Below are 23,384 nucleotides of genomic sequence, written 5' to 3'. Positions count from 1 at the left end.
CATCGGAGCCTGAACCAGTGAACCGGCGGCCGTGTCGGCGCTCTCGGCCGGACCGGCCGACGCCGCGGGCGGTAGCCATGGCCCATGGACCTTCACGAGTTCCTCTTCCGCGTCGAACTGGACCGCCGACTGTCTCGCCTCTACGCGGGTCCGGCGGCCGATGCCGACGACTGGATCGACCTCCCGTCCGACGCGGAGGCGGCCCGTGCCCTGCTGGGCACTGTCAGCTCTCTGACCGGCCACACGGCATTCCCGACCATTGCCCGAAGTGCGCTGGCCGCCCACCAGCGCTACCTCCGCGAGGAGGCACCGAGCTATGCCCTGTGCCGGGACACCGCCCTGCGCGAGGTTTTTCCCGAGGGGCAGAAACCGGCCTACCTGGACTGGGCCGCCATCGTCATCGAAACCGTCCGCGTGCAGATGGTCGACGCCGCCTTCACCCCGTTCCTCGAGTGCGTCGTCGAGGCCGAGGCCGCCTATGCCCTGCGCCATGAACACCGTGAGAGGGCCTGCTCGTAGCTACCAGCCCTCGTTTTCGCCGCCCGGGCAAGCCTGTCCCCGGTTATGCGGGGGCGGACATGTCCACCCCGGCTCGCTGGGGGTGCCGGGCCCTCGGTCCGCCGCGCGGAGACGGTCCAAGTCCGGCTCCCCTCATGTGGCTTGAAGCCGACCGGGAGGAACTGGCGGGGCCGGAGGTTCAGTGCCCGTCATTACGGTCCACAGGACGGTCCGTCATGTCGAGGGAGGGCACGTGAACCACAAGCCACGCCGCTACTACAGCAACGCCACCATCGCGCTTTGATGACCCTGGCTCGTGGAGGCTGTTTCTGGCCCGGCTGCAACATTCCCACCATCCGCCTGGTCAACGGCGTCCCCAGGCTCAACCTGGAGATCGCCCACATCCGGGCCTTCGAGGAAGGCGGCAAGCGCTTCGATGCGAGCTGGTCGGTGAAGGAACGCAACAGCTTCGACAACCTCATCCTGCTGTGCAATCCGCATCACGAGGAAGTCGACGGCACCGGCAGCGACGAATACCCGGTCAAAGTGTTGGTGGGCTGGAAGTTCGCCCGCGAAGTGGACGGACTGGATGCCCTGGGTCTGGTCGGTGGGCCCAGAAGAGCTCTACGGGCAGTGGCCGCAGACATCTATCGGGCTTCGGCTCATCAGCTCGTCGTCGCGCGACCAGCATCGTGATCGCTGGTGGCTTGTCGTGGTTCGGGTCAATGAGAGTCGACCATCTGATACTCGACGGAGGAGACCTTCGGCTTCCCTGTAGTGGGGAGATGCGCCAGGGCCTGGCCATGGAAATCGGAGGTGATGACCGCGCGAGGGGTGCTGTTGTAGAGGGCTTCGTCGGGGTCAGGGTTCAGCTGGAGGCCTGGCCGGGTCACGATGACTTCCTGCTTGTGGGAGAGCGGCACGATCGCCAGGACTCCGCCGTCCTTGGTTTGCACGGAGTACGACTGGGTGTACTTGGGTTGGGTCCTGAAGAAGTTCGTCCGGGCTCCCCGGGCTCCCAACTTGTCGTCGCGGTCGCGGTAGGATGCCTTCGCTTGGGTGGCCGGGGCCGAGGGGGAGAGTGCCTTGCCTGCTTCCTTCCCGCCGGTCTCCCACAGGTCCTCGTATGCGGCCGGGATGTCGTCCGGCTTGAGCGAACCGCTCTTGGCATCGGTGGGCACCGCCTTGGCCAGGCCGACCGAGTTGGTGGCGATCGCCGGGATCTTCTTCTCCCACGAGTGCAGCGCGGCCGTCATCTTCCAGGAGCCACCGCTTTTGTCGAAGACAAGCAGAGAAGGTTTTTTGGACTCGGTCGCCCTGGCGGTGACCACGAACCATGTCCCCCCGGCGGGGATGAAGAACTGGCGGTCCTCGTAGAAGAACGGCGTCTCGTACTCCTTCTTCTCCTTCGAAGACATGTTCCTGAACTGCTCGTAGTCGGCATTGCTCCGTTCGAACAGGTTGCCGCCCTCCACCGTCGAGAGCAGCTTCGCGTCCTGCGACTTGTTGGCCTTGTTGTTGACCTTCTCGTAGCGGTCGAGGAGATTATTGGCCGCCGCCGGACCCACTACCCCGCGTGCGGGTTCCTCCGACGTCGTATCAGGACGCTTTTCTTTTGCTTCCGATGAAGCGTCAGTGCCGGAGCATGCGGCGGTGGAGAGCGCTGCGATGCCGACAGCAGCGCAGAAGCGGAAAAGACGGCTCCAAGGCCGGTGGTACGTCATCGGGAACCTCCACTGGGGGGACAGCGAAGCGTGGGGCTGCGCTGCGGTACGAGAACTGGCTTCCAACCGGAAGCCTGTGCCTGACAGATGCGTGCTGGCGGGCCATTGCCAGATGAGGTGGGTGATCTGATCGAGCAAGGCCTGCGCTGCCGAAGGACGTGAGCCAGGTCGAACCCCAACTGCAGAGCGCCGGGATCACCGGCTCGGCCTCCGAGGAGTTCGCGTCGGTTGCGGCACGGGGCACAACGCAGGCGCCCCCCAAATGGGCAACGAGAGAGCTCCGCGGTGTGCGGCCGGTCACACGCTCACGCCGGGCTGGTCCGGGTGGACGATCGCTCGGTGGCGGCTTTGCTCGGTACCCGGTTCGGGCTGCTGTCTGGCGGGTATCTCGGCGGGGGCGCTGTCGGGGGCCGAGCGGGTGAGGGCGGCCAGGCGTTGGACGTGGCTCTCGTCGAGGACCAAGCCGTCCGCCGGTGCTAGTGCGGCCAGGTTCTGCTGCGCGGTCTGGAGCCGTTCGATTTCCCTGGCGGTGACTGCGCTGCGATGGTGCGGGACAGGTTCTTGCTGCAGATAGCTGATGCGGCCGGCGAGGAACTGGCGCGCCCGCTCCACGGTGCCGAACGCCTCCAGGACGCCGCGCAGCCTGTGGGCGGCCGGGAGCCCGGTAAGAGATTCCGGAAGCGGCGCGGGGTCGGTCGGCGGCATGGAGAGCCGGTCGAGCGTGTCGTGGAGGACCGACAGGTGCGCGCTTCGGGCGCGTAGACCGGCGTGGGTGGCATGGAGACTTTCTGTGCCGCGCACCGCGGGACGGGCCTGGAGATCGGGGAGGTCGTCGTAGTGGTGATCGAGCTGTCGGAAGGCGATCCGCTCGAACGGTGAGCGCGTCTCCCATTCCTCTGCCGCCCACCCGTTGGCCGGTGCCGGTGTGCTCGGGCCTGTGACTGCAGCGAGGAGTTGCTGCGCCTGGTCGGTATGGCCGCTGTAATGGGCAGCGGTGTAGGCGCGGACGACGTCGCTGGTATGGCGCAGCATTTCGGTGCGCTGGGGATCCAGGGCGGGGGCGTGGGGCGGAAGGATGGATCGAAAGTGGCTGCGGTCTTCGAGATGGTCACTGATGTCCGGTGTGAGGCGGGCGCGCATTTCCTGGGCGGTGGCGTCGCGTAGCACGATCTGGTCCAGCAGCCAGTCGGAGGCCTCCTTCAGTACCGGTATGTCCGTAGCGAACGGCTCGAGAGTGAGCCAGTCCTGCACGATCTGGTTCCGGCTGATGGGGTTCTGCAAGCCGTCGAAGAGGGTCACGGCCAGGAGTCCGGTCTCGGCGAGGTACCGCGCCAGCTCGCCCTGTTCGTCTGCCTCTCCTGCTCGCTCCAGGACCCGGGCCATGACGGTGCCGGGCGGTGAGGTGCCGAAGGCGCGCATGTGGGTCGCCCACGCGGCGGCAGCCGCCGCCCACGCCCGTTGGGGCCCTTGGGGAGCGTCGGTGAAACGACGGTAGAACCAGGAACTGAGCTGGTCGACCAGCCATGACTCGTGCCGATCGCCGTTCTCGCTGAAGAACAGGGTGCTGGCCAAGTCTCCAGGGGTGTACTCGTGCAGCTCGAAGGGATTGGCGTGGATGATGGTCAGCTGACGTCGGCCGTCATCAAGCTTGAGCCAGCGCTCCAGTGCTGCACGGGGCCCGCCGCGCGCGATTTCCTCCAGCTGTAGTCGCCGGAAGTCGAAGTCCCGTTCCTCCGCGCCGGCCCTGCCCACCACGGGTGCTCGTCGCTCGCCGAGGAGGTCTTCCTCCTGCGCCACCCAGACCAAGGCGTAGCCGTCGTCTCCCATGTCGTTCAGCCAGCGGTACGCGGTCTGGCCGAGCTCGTCAGGTGGCGGCTGGCTCATACGGGTCCCTTTCTCGCGCTGGTCTCCGGCGCTGCCCGGGTGCGTCTGCGGACGGGCTGCGGCTGGCGGCAGCATGCCCCGAGCCTTGGGGGCTCTGGGGCTGTCGGCGGTTGCTGTCCCGTGCGACGGGAGGAGAAGGCGAACAGGTGTTGCCAGCGTTCTGCCCGACGGACTCAGGTACTCAGGCGGTGGTCGCTGACCGCGGGCGGTGGGGGTGCGTCGGCGCCGCTCTGATAGGGAGCGCCGGTGTCGGCCACCGCACTCCTCTCGGACACTGTCCTGTCTCGTTGCGGTTCAGCGGCGGCGCCGGGTTGGCAGGGAAAGCCGTAGGGGGGCGATGCGGTGGGCGACGAGGTTGACGACGCCTTGGGAGCGTTCGATGCTTCCGTGGATGAGTAGGCCTGCGTGTTCCGTCGCAATACGTGCGTATCGGTCCCATACGGGCGGCGGCACGATGACGTTGGCAAGTCCTGCTTCGTCTTCGATGGAGAGGAAGCAGGTGCCCTTGGCAGTCGGGGGCCGCTGCCGGTGGGTGACGAGTCCGCCCAGCAAAGCGGGTTGGCGGTCAGCGTAGGTTCGCAAACCCGCGGTCGTGGCAGCTCCGCAGCCCTGCAGGTACTCACGCAGGTGCTGCACGGGGTGGCTGTCCGGGGAAGAGCCGGTGGCCCATAGGTCACTGAAGGTGACTTCGACCGGGCCCATGGCGGGAAGCCGGGGCGCATCAGAGCCTTGAGCATTGCCCGGCAGAGAGGTGTCGTCAAGGTTGGCGAGGGCTCCGGCCTGCCACAGGGCGGCCCGGCGGTCCAAACCGAAGCAGTCGAAGGCACCTGCGGTGGCGAGTGCTTCGAGGGTGTGTACGGGCAGGTTGACGCGGCGTGCGAAGTCCTCCGCCGAGCTGTACGGACGGGCGTTGACGATCTGCCCGGCGGTCTCGGGGCTGAGTCCGCGGATTGTGGACAGGCCGAGCCGGATGGCGGGCTGACCGGTTGTCGACGCATCCTGCTCAAGGGTGGCATGGACGCCGGAGGCGGCCAGGTCGACGGGGCGGACGGTGATGCCCCGGCGGCGGGCATCACCGATGAGTGTCAGCGGGGCGTAGAAGCCCATGGGCTGATTGATCAGGAGAGCGGCGGTGAAGGCGGCCGGGTAATGGTATTTGAGCCATGCGGACGCGTACACGAGATGCGCCATGCTCGTCGCGTGGCTCTCCGGGAAGCCGTACCCGCTGAACGAAGCGATCATGTCGTAGATTTCCTCGGCGGCCGTCGGCGGGATGCCCTGCTGCGCCATGCCTGTCATGAGCCGCTGGCGCCATGTTGCAACTCTCTCGGGTGCGTTCTTGGCGCTGAGGGCTTTGCGAATCTGGTCGGCTTCGGCGGGCGGGACGCCGGCGCAGTCAATCGCAAGGCGGAGCATCTGCTCTTGGAACAGAGGGACGCCCAGGGTCCGGCGCAGGGCCTGTTCGGCCAGGGGATGCGGGTAGGTGACGGGCTCTGTGCCTGCGCGGCGGCGCAGGTAAGGTCTGACCGAGCCCCCCTGTATAGGTCCCGGTCTGATGATACTGACGGCGACGACCAGGTCGGCGAACGTTCGCGGCTTGAGTCGTGGGAGTGTCGACATCATCGCTCTGGACTCGATTTGGAAACAACCGACCGTCTGGGCCCGGCAGATCATGTCGTAGACCGCGGAGTTGTCCGGCGGGATGCTGGCAAGGTCGTAGGTGGCGCCGTGGTGTTTCTCGATGAGACGGCAAGCGTCATGCAGGGCGCTGAGCATGCCGAGAGACAAGATGTCGATCTTCACGAGACCCGCATTTTCGATGTCTTCCTTGTCGCCCTGCAACACAGTGCGGCCTTCGGCGGTGGCCCATTCCATCGGCATGATTTGGGCGAGGGGCTGTCTGGTGAGGACCATGCCTCCGGTGTGAACGCCCAGGTGCCGTGGCAGGCCGTGGAGTTGGGCGGCGAGTTCGCGTACGTCGACGGGAATGGCCGCGTCAGGCGCGGGTGGCTCGTGGTGGATATGGCGGGTCATCTGGTCGATCTGGCCCGTGGGGTAGCCGAGGGCGCGCGCGGCCTCCCGGACAGCAAGGCGCGGTTGGAAGGTGATGATGTTGGCGACCTGGGCGGCATGGGCACGTGTGTAGGTCTCCCAGATGTAGTCGAAGATCTCGTCGCGACGCCGATGCTCGAAGTCCACGTCGATGTCGGGTGGGCTGGTTCGCGCGGTGGACAGAAAGCGTTCGAAAAGTAGCTCGTGCTGTACGGCGTCGACGTTGGTGATACCCAGGACAAAGCAGACGACGGAGTTGGCGGCAGATCCGCGGCCCTGGCACCAGATGTCGGAACGGCGGGCAAAGTCGACGATGTCCGCCACAATGAGAAAGTAGCCATCCATTCCAAGTTCACCGATGACGGTGAGCTCGTGGTCGAGTTGCCGCCACGCAGCCCGTGCCGCAGGGCTGGCACGGGGCCCATAGCGTGCGGTGGTGCCGCGCTCGGCGAGCTCGCACAACCATGAGTGCTCGGTGTGCCCGTCGGGGACGGGGAAGCCGGGCAGTTGAGGGCGTAGCTCGGCGAGGTCGAGGACGCTGTCGCGGCCCAGTGCCAACGTCGTTGCGTGCACGCCGGGGTAGCGGGCCAGCAGGGTGGACATCTCAGCGGGCCGGCGCAAGTGAGCAGTGGGGGCAGCGTTGAGGTGGGCGGCGGCCTGGTCGAGGTTCTCACGGCGGCGCAGGGCTGTGAGGGCTTGGGCGAGGCGCGCGTGGCGCGGGGCGGCGTAGTGGACGGCGTTGGTGGCCACCACCGGTGTGCCGGTGCGGCGGGCCGCGACGTAGAGGGCGTCGTTCCGGATGCTGTCAGTGGGCAGATGATGGTCGATGAGCTCGGCATGCACGGCGGTGCCGAAGACCTCCTGCAGGGCGGTGAGCCGGCGGACGATGTGTTCGATGACGGTGGCGTCCGGGTCAGCAGGATCCGTGCAGCCGGTGAACACGGCCCAGTGGCCGGTGGCCGCGGCCGTAGAGAGCTGGCTGAGGTTGTAGCGGGGGGCTCCTTTGCGGCCCGCGAGCTGGGCGGTGCTGATGACCTGGGAGAGCTGGGCGTACCCGTTCAGGCTGCGTGCGATGACGACCACCGGGCCCAGTTGATGGTCGTGCAGAGACAGTTCCGCGCCGTAGACGGTGGCCAGGCGGTAGGTGCGGGCGGCCTGGGCCAAGCGCTGCGCTCCGGCGAGCGAGTCGCGGTCGGTCAGCGCCAGGACCTCGATGCCGAGTCGCGCCGCTTCAGCGACGAGTTCGTCGGGTGCGCAGGCGCCTTGAAGGAAGGAGAAGCCGGAGTGGACGTGGAGCTCCGCCCAACCGGCTGGATCTTGATCGGAGGCGGGTGCGGTGGCGAGCGACAGAGGGGAGCGGTCAGCCATAGAGCGCCTCCGCCCACCAGTCGCCGACGCGACACAGCAGCCACGCTCGTCCGTCGCTGGTGGTGACTTGCAGGCGAGCCACACGCCGGTGGGAGCTGGGCTGCCACCAGTCCTCGACCAGTGGCCAGGGCCCAGCCCATCCCGTCACGGCGGCCGTGGGCCACCCGTCCACCCCGAGGCGGGCGGGGGCTGCCGAAAGCACGGCGCGGCCGGAGACCTCGATGTCGTGTTGTGCGGCGTCCAGCAGCCGCGCCGGGAGTGGGTGCGGGAAGACGTGAGCAGGGTGGGGTGCGGGCAGCTGTCCGATCCACGGTCCGACGGTGGGACGGCCGCTGTCGACGACGTCGCCGAAGGGCACACGCCGGACGCGGTCGCGTGGGCTTCGGCCGCCGGAGAGTTCGGCCCGGGTGACGGCGCGGTGGCCGAGCATTGCCTGCAGCCGCGCGGCAGCCCGGCCCAGCTCGGCCGCCGGGCGGGATCCGAACAGGGCATCTTGTTCGCCTGGCGCCGTGGTGAGCTGCTCGGGGCGGAGTTCCAGGCGGCTGATGCCGGACCCCGCCGAATCGGCGAGGGCGGCGGAATCCAGCCAGGCCTGCAGCTGCCAGCGCACCCGCTCGGCGACGGCGAGGTCGGAGAGCTTGCCCTCGTGCCGCCACAACCGATGCAGGGCGCGTCCCGAGTTGAGGTGGATACGCAGTTCGAGGCGGGCGCAGGTGACGCCGGCGGAACGCAGCTCGGTGTGCAGCTGCGCGGCGAGGGTTTTGGCGGCGAAGACGACGGGGTCGAGGCGGTCTTCGGCCGGGTCGAAGTCGGTGGCGACGTGGTGGCGCGGGCTGCTGGCCTGCGCGTTGAGGCCGCGCTGTTCGAGTCCGCGAGCGGTGCGGTGGGCGGTGAGGGCGTCAGCGCCGAAGCGGGCGAGGACCGCTTCGGTGGGAAGGTCGGCGAATTCGCCGAGGGTGGTGATGCCCAGGCGCAGGAGGAGGTCGGCGAGGGCGGGGCGGTCCAGTACCCCGAGCGGGTAGGGCGCGAGGAAGGCCCTGGTGGTGCCTTCGGGCACGAGGTGGGCGCGGCGGGCGGCGAGGGCTGCGGCGAAAACGGTGTCGGCGGCTCCGACGGTGACGTCGAGGTGTATGACGGCTGCGGTCGTGGTCAGGCGTTCGGCGAGGTTGTGTTCGCCGCCCCAGTAGCGGGCCGGGCCCTTGGCGGGCAGGGCGAGGAGCCCTGGCCGGATGATTTCCAGGCGGGGGGTGATGTCGGTTTCGATGCGCTGGACGAGCGGTTCGAACGCGCGGGTCTCCTCCTGCATGTCGCGCTCGCGCAGACGCAGGCCTTCGAGGCGGCTCTGCGCCTGCCGGATGCGCATGCCGCGGCGGACGCCGGCGGCGCGTGCCGGAGTAGAGCAGTCAGCGATCCGTCCGGCGCTGGTGATGGCCAGCGGCTCCTCCGGGGCGGCGCCGCTGGCCACGATCGGCCAGTGCGGTACCCGCACGACCAGGACTCTCACCGTCTTTTCACCCCACCGTGCGCAAGGCCGGGCGCGGGCCGGGTCGGGCGTCGGAGGGGTCGCTGATGGGCCGTGCGGTGCCGTCGGGACCGGGCAGCCACAGGTCGACGGCTCGCTCGGCGGCCGCGGCTCCGCGTCCGGAAACCATCACGGTTGCGCGGCGGCCGCGCAGCAGGCCGTGCCCTTGCCCGACTCCTACCCAGGAGGCATGGGTGACCTCTGCCCGCAGCTGAGCGCCGTCCCACGGGCCGGCCACGAGTAGCAGAGTGCGGTTGCGTCGCAGGACGGCGGCCACGCGTCGGGCTGTGCGGTCGGGCACGCGGCCGAGCGACCCGAGCAGGACGACGGGGACGGTCTCCGCGACAGCCATCAGGGCATCGGGCCAGCGTCGGCCGGGGGCGTCCACCCACATGCCGCAAGTTAGATCCAGACCGGCGGCCGTCGCGGCAAGAGGGCTCAGGTCAGGCAGCCCGATTGCGGCCCAGGCTCCTGCCCACGCGGCTGCGGGGGAAGCCAGCGCCAGGAGGAGGGGCAGGTCTCCGAGGACGCTGACGGCGCTTCCGGGCGGAAGCCTGCCGTGGGGCAGCAGGGACCGCAAGGCGGGGGCCGCCGGGTACCCATCTCGGCGCGCGCCGCTTCGGGCCTGCTCTGCTGCCACCGTCACTGCCTGCACAAAAGCGAGTTTCGAACACTCGTGCGATATCGGCAAGTCTGGCGCATCTCATGTCACCCGCCCGGGCGCATCTCAAGTTCGCGCGGGCCGCCAACTGCCGTGCGCAGCCTGGCGATCACCCTGCCGGCGCGGTGGTGGGTGCGAAGGGGGCGATTGTCATGCGCAGCCCCATTGCCTGTGTCTCAATGATGGCTTCCGGGCGATGAAGCCCCGATGCCCCAGCATGGTCACTCTGTGTATCGACGTGCCCGCCTTCGAGCATCCGCGGGCCGAAAAACGCTCGGGCGCCGGAGGACTCCTACTTAGGCTGAGCCGATGGCACGCTCCTGGACCCCTCTGCACGCACATCTCGGTGCCCCGCCCAGCCCCCTGGACTATCAAATGGTCGCCTCGGCCGTGTCCGACAAACTCGCCGAGAGCGACGACCTCGACTGGAAGGAGACCCTGCCCTCGTTCGCACGCAAGCCCGGGCTTTGGAACGAGTTCGCCAAGGATGTTGCCTCCATGGGAAACACCCGCGGCGGCCTGTTGATCTACGGTGTCAGCGATGCCATTGAGCTGGTGGGCATCGACCTGACCCAGGTCAACATCCAACAGCTGCAGAAGGCCCTCACCAACTCCGTCCAGCCGTACATCGCCGGCGTGGACTTTGTGCCGCTGCCCTCCCCGGCCGGCGACGGACTCGACCTCCTGGTCGTCGACGTGCCCCAGAGCGAGATGGCTCCTCACTTCCACTCCGGATGGGAACAAAGGGACAAGGACCGGGCAACGTTCAACGCTCCCTACCGCATCCGGGATAGAACCGAGTACATGCAAGAACACCAGATAGCACGCACCTACACCGAACGGTTCGGACGGCAGGCATCGGCCGAGGCCGCTATGGAACGCTGCCTGTCCCACGCCACCGAGACCGTGTTCGGCGCATTCCCGGGCAAGTCCACGGCATGGCTCGTAATCGCGGCACGGCAGGCTCGGCCGACGCCCGGGCTGATACCGCGATCCGAGCGTGCGGAGGCCCAGATCGTTGTGCAGCGCTCGGCCACAGCGGCCGCCCGCCTGCGCGGCCACTCCCCGGCACAGCCGGCGGTCCTGTCGTCGCATCTCCACAACGACCTTCGCGTCGGGCTTCGGCGCTGGGTTGAAACCAATTTCATGGTTCCCAGCCGCCGTGAGAAGACCCGCGGCGTCATGCTCGAGTTGCACGACGACGGGTCAGTTGTTGTTGCCGTCGAGCTGTCGTGGAACCTGACTACCGTTTTTTTCGCCGACTTTGGTGTCGACACCGACGTCCTCGTCAGCAGCGTCTACGAGACAGTGGCGCTGCTTCATGAGTATCAGCAGGCCAGGGGCGAAGACAGTCCCGTGGACATCACTGCTGCCGTGTCGGCTGACCTGGAGACCAAGGGAGGGAGGCCTGATCGGGCGGGCCATGCCTTTGTGCCCTTCCGTAGCGAATCCGGACGGCCGGAAGTAGTCGAGTGGGCCCGACAGCCGGTGCAGCTTCTGCCAGTCGCCACGGCCCTATCTCCGGCCGTCGACGACACGACGCTGCGCGCCTGCGCCGAGGAGCTGGCCAGTGGGCTGCTGAACCAGTTCGGTATCGATCTGCACTCCTAGCAGCAGCACCTGGAGCCGCTGTGTTCAGGCGACCACGCACGCTGACGCGGTTTTCACCCATTCAAGAGCCCACACCCAACCCGCGCGCATGGAAGGCCTGAAGGATGAGTCGCTACTCCCAGCGCAGCGGGCTCTCTCCCCGGGCCTGGCGAAGACGGTTGAGTTTTTCTTCGAGGAGACGGAGCACGATGGGCTCCGCCTTGCGCGCGTTCGGCTCCGCCAGGAGGGCGACGAGCCGCTGATGGTAGCCGGTCGGTGACATGTCAAGGCCTTCGCGGATGTGCCGGTCGCGAGTCCCGGCGCTCCAGGGCGGGTCGGATCGGGTCTCTGCGGCGGCCAGGGCGAGGACATTCGAATCCTGTGTGCTCAGGCCCTCGTAGTGGCGGTCAGGACGGTAGGGAACGTATGAGGTGCGCCGGACAGCAGCTTCACCGGCACGGGCGCGCTCGTCCTGTCCGGCCGGGCGGGGTGGGGTGGTGTCCTGCAGCCGGGGGCTGTCGAGCTGCCGGGGCTTGTCGGAAGAGGTGGTTCCTGTCCGGGAAGGGGGCCGGGGACGATTGGGTGTCGCGGGCATGATGAGCTCCTGGATGCGCGGTCTGGGGCCGGTGGGATCTGGGCGGAGATCGACCAAGACCGGCGGTAAGGACCGTACGGAGCCCGGTGATTAGTGTGGCAAGGGCGAACTTTGAGGGTGTCTCGATGCCGAGGTGGTCACGCGGTCACCGTTGCGGGACACGCGATCGCGTTGGTTCATCAGTGGCGTGTCAGGTCGTGTTCTGGCGCGTGGCATGAGACCGGTCACGGGCCGGGGAGCGGCGGTCCGCTGGGCCCGGTGGATGGCGGGTGCTGGTGCTGGTCTGTGTGCCCGGGTGTTGGGTGTCGGCCGGTAGACGGAGGCTGTGGCAGGCGGATCTCCGGCACGGGCAGCGCGGTCAGGCGTCGCAAGACTTCAGTCACCCGGGGAGAGGCGAGCGGATCCGGTCCTGTGGGGCGCCCTGGGTGCAGCAGGTGGTCCAGGGCGATGCTCAAGTTGGTGATGGTCCGCATGCGCGGTACGACCGCTTCGACGATGTGGGGCCTGCTCGGTTCGGCGGCGCCCTTCCTGTTGAACCAGTCGGCGACCGCTCGGGCCCGTGCGGCAGCGGTGGCCGCCTCGGTGAGCTCATCCTGCCGTGGTGGAGCGGCGAGTTGCACGAGGATGGCGGTGGAGGCAGGGGACGGTGCCGCCGGTAGTAGACGCGCAAGTGGCTCGAGGGTGGTGTTGAGTCGTGCGAGTGTTTCGTAGCGGTCCGCGACGAACTGTTCGGAGGGAGTCATCCAGTCTCGCTGGATGGTGGCCGATGCGCGTGCTTCCAGCAGCTCGAGGACATCTTCTGCGAGCCTGGCGGCATCAGGGAGTTCAGGGCCGCACGCTGCCAGCCGGTGCCAATCAACGATCAGTCTCTCCTGGGACGTGTGATCGTAGGGTGCGAGGGCGTCCGCGCGGTTGAAGGCTTTGGCGGTCTCTCGCGCCTGGAACACCAGCTCTTCGGCGGCTTCGAGGGTCAGGTTGGTGCTGTGCCGGAAGGCAGCCAAGACCTGATCAGTGGGCAGGATGCCAGCCTCTCCGGTCATGCTGGTGGCTCCGCCGATCAGGACGCCCCACGCACGGCCGACTTGCTGCGCGCTGTCGAGTGCGGTCGGGTGGTGTTCTGCTGGTAGGCGGCGGATGAGCCAGTTCACCTGTGCCTGCACCAGGGCGGCATCTTCCTCGGCGGACCCGTGACGCTGGTGCCCGGCACCAGGGCGCAGCTGGTCGAGTTCCAGAGCGGCGCGGGCGGTGCTGAGGAGAGTCCCGGGAGCCCTGGGTTCGCGGATTCCGCGACGGCTGACCTGAGGCGTTGGAGCGGTGTCGCTATCGAACCAACGGATCGCTGCTTGGACGATGTTGCCATCGGATCCGTGCCCGTCGTGCGACTCGGATGCGGGCTGGCTGATGGCCACGGTTCTCCTCTCCCTTCAGGTCCTGCGGGTTGCCCGCTCACCCTGCGGGTGCGGCGGTGTTGGGCCGATCCGGCGCGGGCGCGTAGTCGTAGCGCAGCGCTTCGTTGGTGGCCTGGACGATCTGGTCCCGGCTCTGGTCGATCAGGTGGCCGGGGTGCGCGCCACGCCGGTTGGCTGCAGTGCTCATGACGGTGCTGGCCCGCTGTGTGGCGCGGCGCACGGTGAGGAATATGAGGTGTCCTGCTGCCTGGCCTGCCGCAGCTGGCGCCTGCTGGGAGGCTGCGGCCTGCTGGAGTTGGAGCAGCTCGATGGTGTTCAGCGGCGCGGCTCGGTCGTGGTGGGCGAGCCGGGCGGCCTCCTGGGCCAGGAGCGCGGGGTCGTGGGGTAGTCCTTGCTGGTTGAGGGAGTTTTTTGATGCTTGGAAGAGATAGCGGTGCTCAGGCTTGGTGAAGTCGTGGCGATGGAGCCGCTGCACGCGCCAGTCGGCTGCAAACTGCGTGGGGTCGCTGATCAGGGAGAGAACGACACGTCGCTCTTTGTCGAGGTCAGCGAAGCCGTTGTTGGTCTGGGGCACTGCGCCGGGGCCCTGGTCAGCCGGGCTGTAGGTGGTGGACGTTCGCGGTCCTTGGTTGATGCGTTCTTTCAGGGCGTCCAGAGCGGCCAGTGTTTCGCTGAGTTTCGCCGCCACGTCCGGCAGTGAGGCGTCCATCTGTCCGTCAGAAGCCACCTGGCCGGCGAGAGCGTGGATCGCGGAGGGGATGCTGGGTTCGAGGACGTGCTCGACCGCGTAGTGCGTGGCAAGCTCCGGATTGGAATGGAGGTTCGGGCTGCCGCCGTTCAGAAACGTCCAGAGCGCGGGGTAGGTGTCGTCTTTCAGGCGGGCGGCAGCCATGGGATCGTCAGCGGCGCGTGCACGGTCGTTGTGCCACAGGCGCTGCCAGATGTGTTCGGCTATGGCCTGTCGGCGCTGTTCGGGTCTGAGGGTGGGGTCGGAGGCCTCGGGGAGTGCGACCGCGGGGTCGGGCCCGGTCACCAGGGCGTCCCAGACCTCAGCGAAGGTATGGTCGCTGAAGTCCTGGGGTTGCAGCCAGTACGGTGACGCCTCGGGGTCGGAGGGGGTGTAGCAGAATTTGGCGTCGTGGCCGGGGCGGCCCCATGCGGGGTTGTCGATCACCGCGTCGATGACGGCCAGTTCGCCCCACAGCCCCCATTCGTCCCGCTGCCGGGGCCGGGAGGGCTGACCGGACGCCTGAGAAGGGGGGCCGGGTGCCTGCTGGAGGATGGCGTAGGCGTCGTGCCGCACATGCCGCAGGTCGGTCGGCCGGTCGGGGTCGGCCATGTCGCGCAGCTGGCCTTGCAGACTTTGCCAGAACTGCGGATCTTCCAGTGCCTCTCCGGGTAGTCCGGCGAGGGCTTTTTCCTCATAGCGCCGCCACATGTGCTGGGTGACGATCTGGACGACGGCCGTTGTGCGGTCTGTGCCCGGGTGTGCTGTCAGATGCTGGTAGATGTCGACGAGGCCGCCGTGGACGAGCACGTCGTAGATCTCGCCGAGCCACCCTGTTTGGAAGTGCTTCGATTTGAGCCAGGGTTGCGGAGTGAGGGCGTGGCGGTCGGTGGTGAGCTGCTCGTGGGCGAGGAATTCGTTACGCAGCAGGCCGCTGATCACGTTCCGTTCGTGCGGGGGGCCGGACGGGATGCTCATGCCGTCCCCCGTCGGGGAAGCCGCACCCCGGTGTCAGGGGGCGGTACAGCTATGTCCGTCTCCGGCGCCCCGGCGGGTGTTGTCGTAATTCGCGTCGCGGCCCAGTAGCGCTCGGCGTGCCTGTCGACTTGGGCGCTGCCCTCGGCGTCGAGGGCGACCCATCCCTCTCCTTCGGTCTCGCGCCACCAGCGGTCCAGGTACCTGACCGGGCTCTGGGCGAAGGGGCCGAGCTCGGTCGCTCTTCCCGTCTCGAGGAGTTGAGTCATGGCGGCCGCCGGCATGGGGGCAGCGAGGACACGTTGGTGCGCAGAGTCCTTCAGTGTCGTGAGCCGGTCGGCCCAGATTTCGGGGTAGGCGGCGGGCTCAGGCATGGGCCGTACTCCTCGTGCGAAGGAAGGCGGGCAGTACTGGCAGGCTCTGTTGGGCGCCCGGGACCGGCAATGGACCTTGGTGGTGCTGGTCCAGGGGGTGAGTCCGTTCGCGAAAGAACTTGCTGAGCAGTCCCTTGCAGCGGGACGGGCAGCCACGGCCCGGTGGCGAACGGGAGCCCCGCGGCCGCCGGAGATGCCCGGCAGCGGGCCCGGTGTACTGTTCGTCGCGGCGCCGGGCAGGATGTTGTGCCTGGTCGTACCCGCTCCGTGTTGGTGAGGACATCTACTGATGCCTGCACAGGCCCGTGCCGCAACCGCCGTCCCTTACCCGGACTTCTCGGCCATCGTGGATGCTGCGCTCGCAGCCGCTGACGAACTGGATGAGTTGGCGGCCGCCGAAGCGTGGGATCGCCGCAGGGCACGAGTTCAGGCCCTGCGGGCAGAAGCCAAGGACACTCTCGAGCGGCTGAGAGCTGAGCAGGACCGGCTCGTCGCCTCGCTGCTCTTTTACGGCGATGGGATGAGCATCAGCGAGCTCAGTGAGCGGACCCTGCGCAGTCGCTGGAGTGTGGAGCAGATTTATCGCCGCGCCCTGGGTACGGGTACGGACACCGCGATCATCCCTGCGCAGAGTGTGGCCAAACGAGCCCTGGCGGCCCGCAGAGCCGGGGTCGAGGAAGTAGCCGATGCTGCGGTCCGGCTGCCGGAACTGGTTTGCGCGCTGGCAGTCGCTCGTTCGGTGCTGGAGGTGGCCGGGGCCGCCGAGGAAGGGGGCCGTCCCTTCGTCGTACCGCTGCGTGTCACGGCGCACCAGGTGCGCGAGAAGCTGCGGGAGGTGCCCGTTGGGCCTGCGCGGCGACGGCGCGCAGCCACGCTGCGAGCCAGTGCCGAGCGTGAGGCGGCAGCGCTCATGGCGCAGCGAGGGCGGTCACACTCGCCTTCGCATCATTCGGTGGGGCGGGCTCTGCGACTCGCGCTGGCTGGGCAGCGCATCGAGGTTGCAACGCTGAGGCCGACCACCCGGGGAGGTCGGCCTGTAGCGCCTCCACCGCCGGACCTTGACGAGATTCGGGCTGCCGCACGGGCACAGGTCGAGGCCGAGATCTCGGCTGAGTCTGCTTTTCCGGGACGGTTGCGCAGAGTGTTGGAGGTCAACCGTGATGCGCGCTCGTCGGTGGGCTCCCTCGGGCACGAGCGGATGGCTATGGCGATGTCGCTGCATCTGCACGATGGGGTCAAGGGGCTGCATACCTCCCTCGGCATCGCCCGAAGCCAGATGGTGGAGATGCGGTGGAAGGCATTGGGGCTGGCGCCCAAGTCACCGCTGCCCTCGGCCAACGACTTGGCGGCTCTGCAGGAAGCTGCCGAGCGTTCCGGTATCCCGCGCATCCCGGATGCCGGCGCCCGGCTGCCCGCTGTGGTTGAAGCATTCGAGATCGCCCGCACTCGGGCAGAGGTCTCCCAGCTCCTCATGCCCCTGCCCGACAGGGAACAGCTGGCCGCTGTGGCGCGCCAGGAGGTGCGCCAGGAGCTTGGTGCGCATGCCGACGATCCCAGGTGGCGCCGCCGGTATGCGGTGGATCTGAGCGTGGCCAGCGTCGGTCGCGAGGCCGAGCTGCGGGCGGAGCGTGATGCACTGCTGATGGCGCTCTACTGCTACGACGGCTTCCGTGGGCTCGAAGGGCCGGCAGGCATGACTCCGTTGTCATTCCAACAGCTGCGCCGCAGTGCGCTATGTCTGTCGGATCGCGAGCCGCTCCCAGCTGAGCCGGAGGCTGTGGAGCACGCTGCTCGGCGCGCTGGCGTGGCTGAGTACCCTGACGCCGTTGACCGTTTGGGCCACGTCATCGAAGCCTGGATCGTCGCGCCGTTCCGTACGCAATGTCTCCTTGAGGCACTGTCCGGGCCAGCCGTGACCGGTATTTCGGCCGATGTGTCGACGGCGGGCGGAGAAGGTGTGCTTAACTGAAGAGGAAGGCCAGTCATCGACACGGGCCCAGCCGACGAGTTGGGCGCTAAATCCTGCAGCCGCAAGGCCTGCGGGTATGACTGGCCTTCTCCTTTGTTAGGACCGTTCCTCTGACGGATTCCATTCGCGATACGGGTGGTTCTCGGGCAGCGCTCGGGAACCAGCTGGTCAGCCGGACGGTCCGCGCTCCTTCGCCGCTTCGACCTCGTATCCGACAGTGTGTCCACCTTGGCGTGGGCGCCACCGACTCGTACTGTGGCGCTTTCACCGCTCAGCTTGCGGGTGCACGGAGCGGTGCACGGATGCCGCTGGGCCGCGGTCCGACGCGGCGCCAGCGACGAGGCCGTACCGGCTTCAGTTCGGCGCTTCCATGACCTCGCCGGTCGGCGCCTTTGCGCCGACCGGCTTGCCGAATTCGGTGAACACGATGTCCCCGTACTTGCTCACACCTGTGCTCTCCTGCTTGACGATGTTCGACTTGCCTGTGGTCGCGACGTAAAAGGCCAGCGACCGGTCCTCGGACTTTGTCGTCACCGGCACCGCGGAATGCCCGTCCACCTGTGCGACCGTGCCTCTGGTCATCTTGGTGGATGCCTTGTCGGGGGCGGTGAACCGCTCGTGGTGGCAGTAGCTGCTCAGCCCCCTCATCAGCCCGTTACTCTGCGGGCCATGAATCCACTTACCGGCGGGGAGCGAGGCACCCCTGGCCTTGGCGAAGCCGGCGAACTTTGTGTCGATCTTGGCCCAGACGTCGTTGCCCTTGCGGATGATCTCGAATGAGCCGATCCGCTGCTTTTCGACTGTCCCTACGCACTCCGTGGCGGAGATCCGGATGTCGGTCTTGGCGTCCTTGCGCGTCATCCTCTCCCGGAACGAGCCCGCGTCGGCATTCGCCTGGGTGCCCTTTTCGTAGATCTCGCGGGCGGGGAGCCTCTCGACTCCGTTCGGCTGAGCCCGTGTCCCAGCCCCGAGGTCATCGCTCGCTTGGTTCGTGTCACCTGCGGGCGCTGGGTCGGCATCCCCCTGGCAGGCCGCCAGCGGCATCAGTACCGCGGCGCAAGCGAGCGCGGTGGCAATGCGCCGGACGGACAGTGCACGCGTGTTCTTCATCAGTACTTTCGGCATGCTCCGCAGTGTCCGCATGTCGCCACGAAAAATGCGATCGATGCACCGTCTCTCCCGCCGAGCGGAAGTATTTCGTCCACTGCTCCCGCCTGGCGGGAATTCAGCGGTGCAGCGGCCCGCGTTCGGGTCAAGGTGTGGGCCCGCAGGTCATTTCCTGAACAGTGGGCGACCCGCTTCCCAGACTGCCGGGTACGGGCTGGTCCGGGAAGCGGGTCGCCACCGCGTTGCGTGGCGGCCGCTATTGCAGATAGAAGCGCTGGTTGCTGACGTTCTTGCACTTCCACAGGATGAGGCGGGCGCCGTTGCTCTTACTGCCGCCCTCTACATCCAGGCACTTGGTGCCCACGTGGATCGAGTAGGTGTTGCCGCCGCGGGAGACGGGATGCCAGGATTGGTTCAGGCCGCTGCTGTGGCAGGGCCACTGCATTACCTTGCGGCCCTTCTTGAGGTCTCCGCCGTCGAGACACTTGTTGCTGGACTCGGACTTCACCCAGTACCGGAAGTAACCGTTGTCGATGAAGCTCCATCGCTGGTTCTGCTGACCTTGGCAGGTCCACTGATCGATTTTCGCCCTGGTACTGGTGTCCCAGCCGTGCACGGTGACGCACTTGTTGGATGCGTGGGCCGGCCTGATGTAGTGCACGCCTGGAATAGGCGCTGCTCCCGCAGGGTCTGAGATGGCGGGTGATGCCAAGCCCAGCATGTTCGCCACGGCCAGCATGACCACCGGGAGATGCCTGATCTTCGTCACTGTCTCACTCCTTTCCGAGGGCTCACGGCACCTAGGCACGGACCATCTGAAACTGCTGGTTGCTGACGTTCTTGCACTTCCACAGGACCGCCTGCGCGTTGTTCTGCTGGGACGCACCCGGGATGTCCAGACACTTTTGCCCCGCATGCAGGGGTTTCAGGGCCACATAACCAGTGAGGTTCCTTGCATGGAAAATCTGATTCTTGCGGCCGTTGCAGTCCCATTGGATGAATTTGGCGCCGTTGGCCTTGCTGCCGCCCTGTATGTCCATGCACTTTCCGCTGTGCTCGGCGATGACATAGGCGACTCCCCACTGGCTGGTGTAGAGCACCCTCCAGCGCTGGTTCGGCCGGTTCAGGCAGGTGTACTGGTTGACTGCGGCGCCCTTGGCGGTGCTGGCCCTGTGGACAGTGAGGCACTTGCCGCTGTGCTTGGCCTTGAAATACCAGACGCCTCCATCACGTGTTGCTGCCTGGCTGGCGGATGTCTTCGCTTCCGCTCCCGCGGCCGTCGGTAATGCTGTCGCCAGCGTTGCGCTGGTGCTGGCCACTGCGGCGACCACCGCCAGCCCGGTTCGGATCTTCATCGACATGCTTCCCCATCCTTTCGGCACCCGACCCGGACCATCGCGGTCCGCGTGCGTGCATGGCTGTCTTTGCACCTGAATCCGCCCCGGGAACGACATGAGCTGCTCGTCCCGGTGACACCGAGCTATCGGCAGCCGCGGATCGTGCCGTCCTCCCGTTCTGCACTGGACTTGGTGTCAGCTCCTGATCCGCAACTGCCCGGGGCGGTGTGGCCCCCTCAGGCAGACATCACTGTGCTGCGACGCCGATGGGCATACCTTGGGGGGACCTGGAATCACCTGAGGGGGCCCGAGATGACACGTGTCGCGGCCTGAAGCACCGAAGCCACAAGGGGGCGGAATGGGGACGTGGTTCGGCGTACTCGGCGATGTCGAGGTGCGCATCAACGACGAGCCGGCGTCCCTCGGACACGCGCGCCAGCAGTGCGTGTTAGCGGCCCTGCTGGTGGACGCCAATCGCACAGTGTCGGTCGACCGGCTCATGGACCGGGTATGGGGCGAACGCCCTCCGCAGCGCGCCCGCGGCACGCTCTACAGCTATCTCTCCCGTCTCCGTGGAGCGCTCGCCGCCGCGGACAACGCGGATATCGTGCGCAAGGCCGGCGGTTACGTCCTCACCGCAGACGCCTTTGCGGTGGACCTGCACCGTTTCCGGGAGCTGGCCGACCAAGCGCGTGCACTGGATGATGACCATCGCGCCGCGGCCCTGTCCGAGCAGGCGCTCGCCCTGTGGCGAGGTGAAGCGTTCGGACCCTGGAAACTCCTTGGCTCAGCGCCCTGCGTGCCACCCTGGGCCAGGAACAGCTGGCAGCGGAGCTGGACCGCAACGACATCCTGCTCCGCCTCGGACGCCACTCGGAGGTGCTGGCCGAACTGCCTGTGCGAGCCGAGCAACACCCTCTGGACGAGCGCCTGGCCGGGCAGCTCATGCTCGCCCTTTACCGCAGCGGTCGGCAGGCCGAGGCACTGGGCGTGTACGCAGATACCCGCCGTCTGCTCGCCGAGGAGTTGGCGGTGGATCCAGTCCCCAGTCTGGCCGAGCTTCACCAGCGCATCCTCAACGCCGACCCTGAACTCACCGCCACCCACAGGCGCTTGACCAGGCAGGGCCTAGCACCGCACGTCACGCCAAGCCCGGCACAACTACCGTCAGCACTAGCTGACTTCACCGGCCGGGCTGAGGTCGCGGGCCGCTTGAGCGATCACCTGGGGGGCGCCGAGGGTGCGGTGATGGCTGTCTCTGCTGTGCAGGGGCTCGGCGGCGTGGGTAAGACCGCTCTGGCCATTCACGTGGCGCACACCGTCTGCGGCCACTTCCCTGATGGACAGCTATATGTGAATCTGCTCGGCCAGAGTCCCCGCCCGGTCGAGCCCGAAGCCGTGCTCAATGTGTTCCTCCGGTCTCTGGGTGTCCCGGATCCCGCCATCCCCGAAGGTTGGGAGGAGCGGGCCGCGCTGTACCGCTCCACTCTCGCCGACCGCCGCGTCCTGATCCTGCTGGACAACGCACACAACGCCGCCCAGGTCCGCCCCCTGCTGCCCGGTGCCCCCGGCTGCGCGGTTCTGATCACCAGCCGCACCCGCTTCGCCGACCTTGACGGAGCCTCTCTGATCGACCTTGATGTCATGAGCCGTGATGAGGCTCTTGCCCTCCTCGCCCACATCATTGGGGAGGACCGCGCCCAGTGCGAGCCCGAGGCCTCCTGTGAGCTCGTTGCCGCCTGCGGCTATCTGCCGCTGGCCGTCCGCATCGCAGCATCCCGCCTGGCCACCCGCCCGGCCTGGACCGTCTCCACACTGGCCGCTCGCCTGGCGGACGAGCGCCGCAGACTCCACGAGCTGAAGGCCGGAGACCGCGCCGTCGACACCTCCTTCGCACTCGGATACCGCCAGCTGTCCCCGGACCAGGCACGAGCTTTCCGGCTGCTCGCGCTCCCCGACGGGCCCGACCTCTCGCTCGCCGCAGCCGCCGCCGTACTCGACCGCCCACACGAAGATCTTGCCAGCGAGGCGCTCCTGGAGTCGCTGGTCGACGTCAGCCTGCTGGAGTCCGCCGGCCCGGGCCGGTACCGCTACCACGACCTGCTCCGGCTCTACGCCCGCCACCGCGCCGCCGCCGAAGACACCGACGGTGAGCGCGAGGCCGCGCTATCGAGGCTCCTTGATTTCTACCTCGCCACCGCCTGCCACACCCATATGCTGGAGAACCCCGGCCACCGCCTGAGCAAACACATGGCAGTGACGACCCGCGCCGGACTCTTATTCGACCACGGCCAGCCCGCGCGGGACTGGCTCTTCTCCGAGGGACCGTGCATACACGCCACCGTGCAGCAGGCCGCGAGCCATCCGAATCTGGTGCACAAGGCCACCGACGTTCTCTTCGCTGTGCAGGCGCTGATGGAGTCAGGGGCATACGCACGGCAGTACGAGTCGGCAACACGGCGGGTGGCCGACAGCGCGCAGCACCTCAAGGACCTCCGGAGCGAAGGTGGGCACGCTTTCTTCTCGGGATGGTGCACGACCTGTACGGCCGCCCGGAGGAAGCAGCTGTAGAGGCGGCGCGCGCCCTCGCCCTCGGCGAGGCTGCTCAAGATCCGCTGACCTGCTGTAATGCTCTGAACTTGCAGGGCATAGCAGCGTTCGATCTGCACCTGTACGAGGAGGCGGCTGAGTACTTCATCCAAGCCCTCAATGCCTTTCGCTCCGACGGCGAAAATTACGGCGCGACGGCCGCGCTCGGTAACCTCGGCCGGGTCTACACCGAGTGCGGCCAGATCGAGCAGGCCATCGCCGTCTCCGAGCAGACGGTGGCCTCATATAAGGAACTCGGGGCCACACTACGTCTGGGCAACGGCTACTACGTCCTCGGCATCGCCTTGCAGAAGGCCGGCCGCCACAGCGAGGCGCTGGCGACGCTACGTCAGGCCCTGGCCGTGTTCCAGGAAAATAGGCAACGCTTCTGGGAGGGCATGACGATCTTGCGGATCGCTGAGACAGAGCTGGCCGCGATGCGGCCAGGTCAGGCCGTTGGCCATGCGGAACGCGCGCTGGTCCTGCTCAGCGACGTCGGCAGCGATTGGCGGCGCGGACGTGTGCTGGTAGTGCTCGGCCAGGCTCTCCAGCAGCTCGGGCAATACGCCCGGGCGCGTACCTGCTGGGAAGAGGCCCTGGCAATCTTCGACGAGCTAGGAAGACCTGATGCGGCTGTCACCCGAACCCTCTTGGCAGCCCCGCCCTGAGCTTGTCGGATTACCCGGCCGCAAGCTGACCGCCGGAACACACGGCCCGGAATGGTGCGGCAGTCAGGAAAATCCGCCATACTGCTGACGGAGCTGGGAGTGCGGGGCTGCGCAACGTCAACGTCACGGCACCCTCCCCGACATACTGCGTTGGGGTGTGCAACCGCGAGAACGGCGTGTCACCTGCCCCCGCCCAGCGCCTACGTCGAACGCGGGATTTTGGATCAGCAGCTGCCCTACACGGCGCTGTTCCTCCAGCCGGTCCTCCCGGGCCACCGTACTCCCGCCGGGCGGACTGGACGGGCAACCGACGTCGACGCCCGCTCCATGCTCAG

At 67.6% G+C, this 23,384-nt stretch carries 18 protein-coding genes and 2 pseudogenes; 8 read left to right on the top strand and 12 right to left on the bottom strand.

Annotation, left to right across the window (positions count from 1 at the left end):
• The first annotated feature begins 84 nt into the window (after positions 1-84).
• On the top strand, positions 85-519 hold the full coding sequence (locus ABZW18_RS00505) for a hypothetical protein (RefSeq protein WP_356179962.1): 435 nt from the start codon (positions 85-87) through the stop codon (positions 517-519).
• Positions 520-798: 279 nt separating this feature from the next.
• Complete coding sequence (locus tag ABZW18_RS00500) at positions 799-1,194, top strand: HNH endonuclease signature motif containing protein (RefSeq protein WP_356179959.1); 396 nt, start codon at positions 799-801, stop codon at positions 1,192-1,194.
• 26 nt (positions 1,195-1,220) lie between these two features.
• On the opposite strand, the gene ABZW18_RS00495 is transcribed toward ABZW18_RS00500, so the two are convergent.
• The 5 genes from ABZW18_RS00495 to ABZW18_RS00475 all read right to left on the bottom strand — a co-directional run bounded on the left by ABZW18_RS00495 (position 1,221) and on the right by ABZW18_RS00475 (position 9,400).
• The gene (locus ABZW18_RS00495; protein WP_356179956.1) at positions 1,221-2,360 is read right to left on the bottom strand and encodes a hypothetical protein; all 1,140 of its coding nucleotides are present in this window, start codon (positions 2,358-2,360) and stop codon (positions 1,221-1,223) included.
• 159 nt (positions 2,361-2,519) lie between these two features.
• The gene (locus ABZW18_RS00490; RefSeq protein WP_356179953.1) at positions 2,520-4,106 is read right to left on the bottom strand and encodes a hypothetical protein; all 1,587 of its coding nucleotides are present in this window, start codon (positions 4,104-4,106) and stop codon (positions 2,520-2,522) included.
• Between the two features lie 294 nt (positions 4,107-4,400).
• Positions 4,401-7,526, bottom strand: a complete 3,126-nt coding sequence (locus tag ABZW18_RS00485; RefSeq protein WP_356179950.1) for an error-prone DNA polymerase — start codon at positions 7,524-7,526, stop codon at positions 4,401-4,403.
• Positions 7,519-9,015, bottom strand: coding sequence for a DNA polymerase Y family protein (locus ABZW18_RS00480; protein ID WP_356179947.1), 1,497 nt, complete (start codon positions 9,013-9,015; stop codon positions 7,519-7,521). Before ABZW18_RS00480 ends, ABZW18_RS00485 begins: the two co-directional genes overlap by 8 nt.
• A gap of 22 nt (positions 9,016-9,037) precedes the next feature.
• The gene (locus tag ABZW18_RS00475; protein ID WP_356179944.1) at positions 9,038-9,400 is read right to left on the bottom strand and encodes a hypothetical protein; all 363 of its coding nucleotides are present in this window, start codon (positions 9,398-9,400) and stop codon (positions 9,038-9,040) included.
• Positions 9,401-10,018: 618 nt separating this feature from the next.
• On the opposite strand from ABZW18_RS00475, the gene ABZW18_RS00470 reads away from it, so the two are divergent.
• The gene (locus tag ABZW18_RS00470; RefSeq protein WP_356179941.1) at positions 10,019-11,320 is read left to right on the top strand and encodes an ATP-binding protein; all 1,302 of its coding nucleotides are present in this window, start codon (positions 10,019-10,021) and stop codon (positions 11,318-11,320) included.
• Between the two features lie 112 nt (positions 11,321-11,432).
• Here the strand turns inward: ABZW18_RS00470 and ABZW18_RS00465 are convergent, their stop codons facing one another.
• The 4 genes from ABZW18_RS00465 to ABZW18_RS00450 all read right to left on the bottom strand — a co-directional run bounded on the left by ABZW18_RS00465 (position 11,433) and on the right by ABZW18_RS00450 (position 15,379).
• A complete protein-coding gene (locus ABZW18_RS00465; protein WP_356179939.1) occupies positions 11,433-11,894 on the bottom strand; it encodes a DUF3263 domain-containing protein in 462 nt (153 codons plus the stop codon).
• 224 nt (positions 11,895-12,118) lie between these two features.
• Positions 12,119-13,303: a hypothetical protein gene (locus ABZW18_RS00460; RefSeq protein ID WP_356179936.1), complete on the bottom strand. Its 1,185-nt coding sequence runs from the start codon at positions 13,301-13,303 to the stop codon at positions 12,119-12,121.
• Positions 13,304-13,340: 37 nt separating this feature from the next.
• Entirely contained in the window at positions 13,341-15,008 is a 1,668-nt protein-coding gene (locus tag ABZW18_RS00455) for a hypothetical protein (protein WP_356179933.1), read from the bottom strand.
• Positions 15,005-15,379, bottom strand: coding sequence for a hypothetical protein (locus ABZW18_RS00450; RefSeq protein ID WP_356179930.1), 375 nt, complete (start codon positions 15,377-15,379; stop codon positions 15,005-15,007). The genes ABZW18_RS00455 and ABZW18_RS00450 overlap by 4 nt, the downstream gene beginning before the upstream one ends.
• 289 nt (positions 15,380-15,668) lie before the next feature.
• On the opposite strand from ABZW18_RS00450, the gene ABZW18_RS00445 reads away from it, so the two are divergent.
• The gene (locus tag ABZW18_RS00445; RefSeq protein ID WP_356179927.1) at positions 15,669-17,348 is read left to right on the top strand and encodes a hypothetical protein; all 1,680 of its coding nucleotides are present in this window, start codon (positions 15,669-15,671) and stop codon (positions 17,346-17,348) included.
• Positions 17,349-17,702: 354 nt separating this feature from the next.
• Here ABZW18_RS00445 and ABZW18_RS00440 read toward each other — a convergent pair whose 3' ends face one another.
• The 3 genes from ABZW18_RS00440 to ABZW18_RS00430 all read right to left on the bottom strand — a co-directional run bounded on the left by ABZW18_RS00440 (position 17,703) and on the right by ABZW18_RS00430 (position 19,816).
• Positions 17,703-18,473 carry a hypothetical protein gene (locus ABZW18_RS00440; RefSeq protein WP_356179924.1) on the bottom strand — a complete coding sequence of 257 codons (771 nt, stop codon included), beginning with the start codon at positions 18,471-18,473 and terminating at the stop codon, positions 17,703-17,705.
• Positions 18,474-18,711: 238 nt separating this feature from the next.
• Positions 18,712-19,224 carry an RICIN domain-containing protein gene (locus ABZW18_RS00435; protein ID WP_356179922.1) on the bottom strand — a complete coding sequence of 171 codons (513 nt, stop codon included), beginning with the start codon at positions 19,222-19,224 and terminating at the stop codon, positions 18,712-18,714.
• Positions 19,225-19,255: 31 nt separating this feature from the next.
• Positions 19,256-19,816, bottom strand: a complete 561-nt coding sequence (locus ABZW18_RS00430; protein ID WP_356179919.1) for an RICIN domain-containing protein — start codon at positions 19,814-19,816, stop codon at positions 19,256-19,258.
• A gap of 334 nt (positions 19,817-20,150) precedes the next feature.
• Here ABZW18_RS00430 and ABZW18_RS00425 point away from each other — a divergent pair.
• The 4 genes and pseudogenes from ABZW18_RS00425 to ABZW18_RS00410 all read left to right on the top strand — a co-directional run.
• A pseudogene (locus ABZW18_RS00425) lies at positions 20,151-20,507 on the top strand (winged helix-turn-helix domain-containing protein); the annotation flags it as partial.
• A 56-nt stretch (positions 20,508-20,563) separates the two neighbouring features.
• Positions 20,564-20,809: pseudogene (locus ABZW18_RS00420) on the top strand (BTAD domain-containing putative transcriptional regulator); the annotation flags it as partial.
• 231 nt (positions 20,810-21,040) lie between these two features.
• Positions 21,041-22,363 carry an NB-ARC domain-containing protein gene (locus ABZW18_RS00415; RefSeq protein WP_356179916.1) on the top strand — a complete coding sequence of 441 codons (1,323 nt, stop codon included), beginning with the start codon at positions 21,041-21,043 and terminating at the stop codon, positions 22,361-22,363.
• Positions 22,321-23,049: a tetratricopeptide repeat protein gene (locus ABZW18_RS00410; RefSeq protein WP_356179914.1), complete on the top strand. Its 729-nt coding sequence runs from the start codon at positions 22,321-22,323 to the stop codon at positions 23,047-23,049. Before ABZW18_RS00415 ends, ABZW18_RS00410 begins: the two co-directional genes overlap by 43 nt.
• Positions 23,050-23,384 lie beyond the last annotated feature (335 nt).

Source organism: Streptomyces sp. NPDC004647 (assembly GCF_040609575.1).
Lineage (GTDB): Bacteria > Actinomycetota > Actinomycetes > Streptomycetales > Streptomycetaceae > Streptomyces.
This window is presented reverse-complemented; position numbering and strand designations above follow the sequence as displayed.

Coding starts and splice junctions, on each gene's coding strand:
- ABZW18_RS00415 (WP_356179916.1), top strand. CDS start 21,041: ATGGCTGTCTCTGCTGTGCAGGGGCTCGGCGGCGTGGGTAAGACCGCT.
- ABZW18_RS00440 (WP_356179924.1), bottom strand. CDS start 18,473: ATGCCGAAAGTACTGATGAAGAACACGCGTGCACTGTCCGTCCGGCGC.
- ABZW18_RS00470 (WP_356179941.1), top strand. CDS start 10,019: ATGGCACGCTCCTGGACCCCTCTGCACGCACATCTCGGTGCCCCGCCC.
- ABZW18_RS00450 (WP_356179930.1), bottom strand. CDS start 15,379: ATGCCTGAGCCCGCCGCCTACCCCGAAATCTGGGCCGACCGGCTCACG.
- ABZW18_RS00455 (WP_356179933.1), bottom strand. CDS start 15,008: ATGAGCATCCCGTCCGGCCCCCCGCACGAACGGAACGTGATCAGCGGC.
- ABZW18_RS00430 (WP_356179919.1), bottom strand. CDS start 19,816: ATGTCGATGAAGATCCGAACCGGGCTGGCGGTGGTCGCCGCAGTGGCC.
- ABZW18_RS00465 (WP_356179939.1), bottom strand. CDS start 11,894: ATGCCCGCGACACCCAATCGTCCCCGGCCCCCTTCCCGGACAGGAACC.
- ABZW18_RS00410 (WP_356179914.1), top strand. CDS start 22,321: ATGGTGCACGACCTGTACGGCCGCCCGGAGGAAGCAGCTGTAGAGGCG.
- ABZW18_RS00490 (WP_356179953.1), bottom strand. CDS start 4,106: ATGAGCCAGCCGCCACCTGACGAGCTCGGCCAGACCGCGTACCGCTGG.
- ABZW18_RS00475 (WP_356179944.1), bottom strand. CDS start 9,400: ATGGCTGTCGCGGAGACCGTCCCCGTCGTCCTGCTCGGGTCGCTCGGC.
- ABZW18_RS00505 (WP_356179962.1), top strand. CDS start 85: ATGGACCTTCACGAGTTCCTCTTCCGCGTCGAACTGGACCGCCGACTG.
- ABZW18_RS00485 (WP_356179950.1), bottom strand. CDS start 7,526: ATGGCTGACCGCTCCCCTCTGTCGCTCGCCACCGCACCCGCCTCCGAT.
- ABZW18_RS00445 (WP_356179927.1), top strand. CDS start 15,669: ATGCCTGCACAGGCCCGTGCCGCAACCGCCGTCCCTTACCCGGACTTC.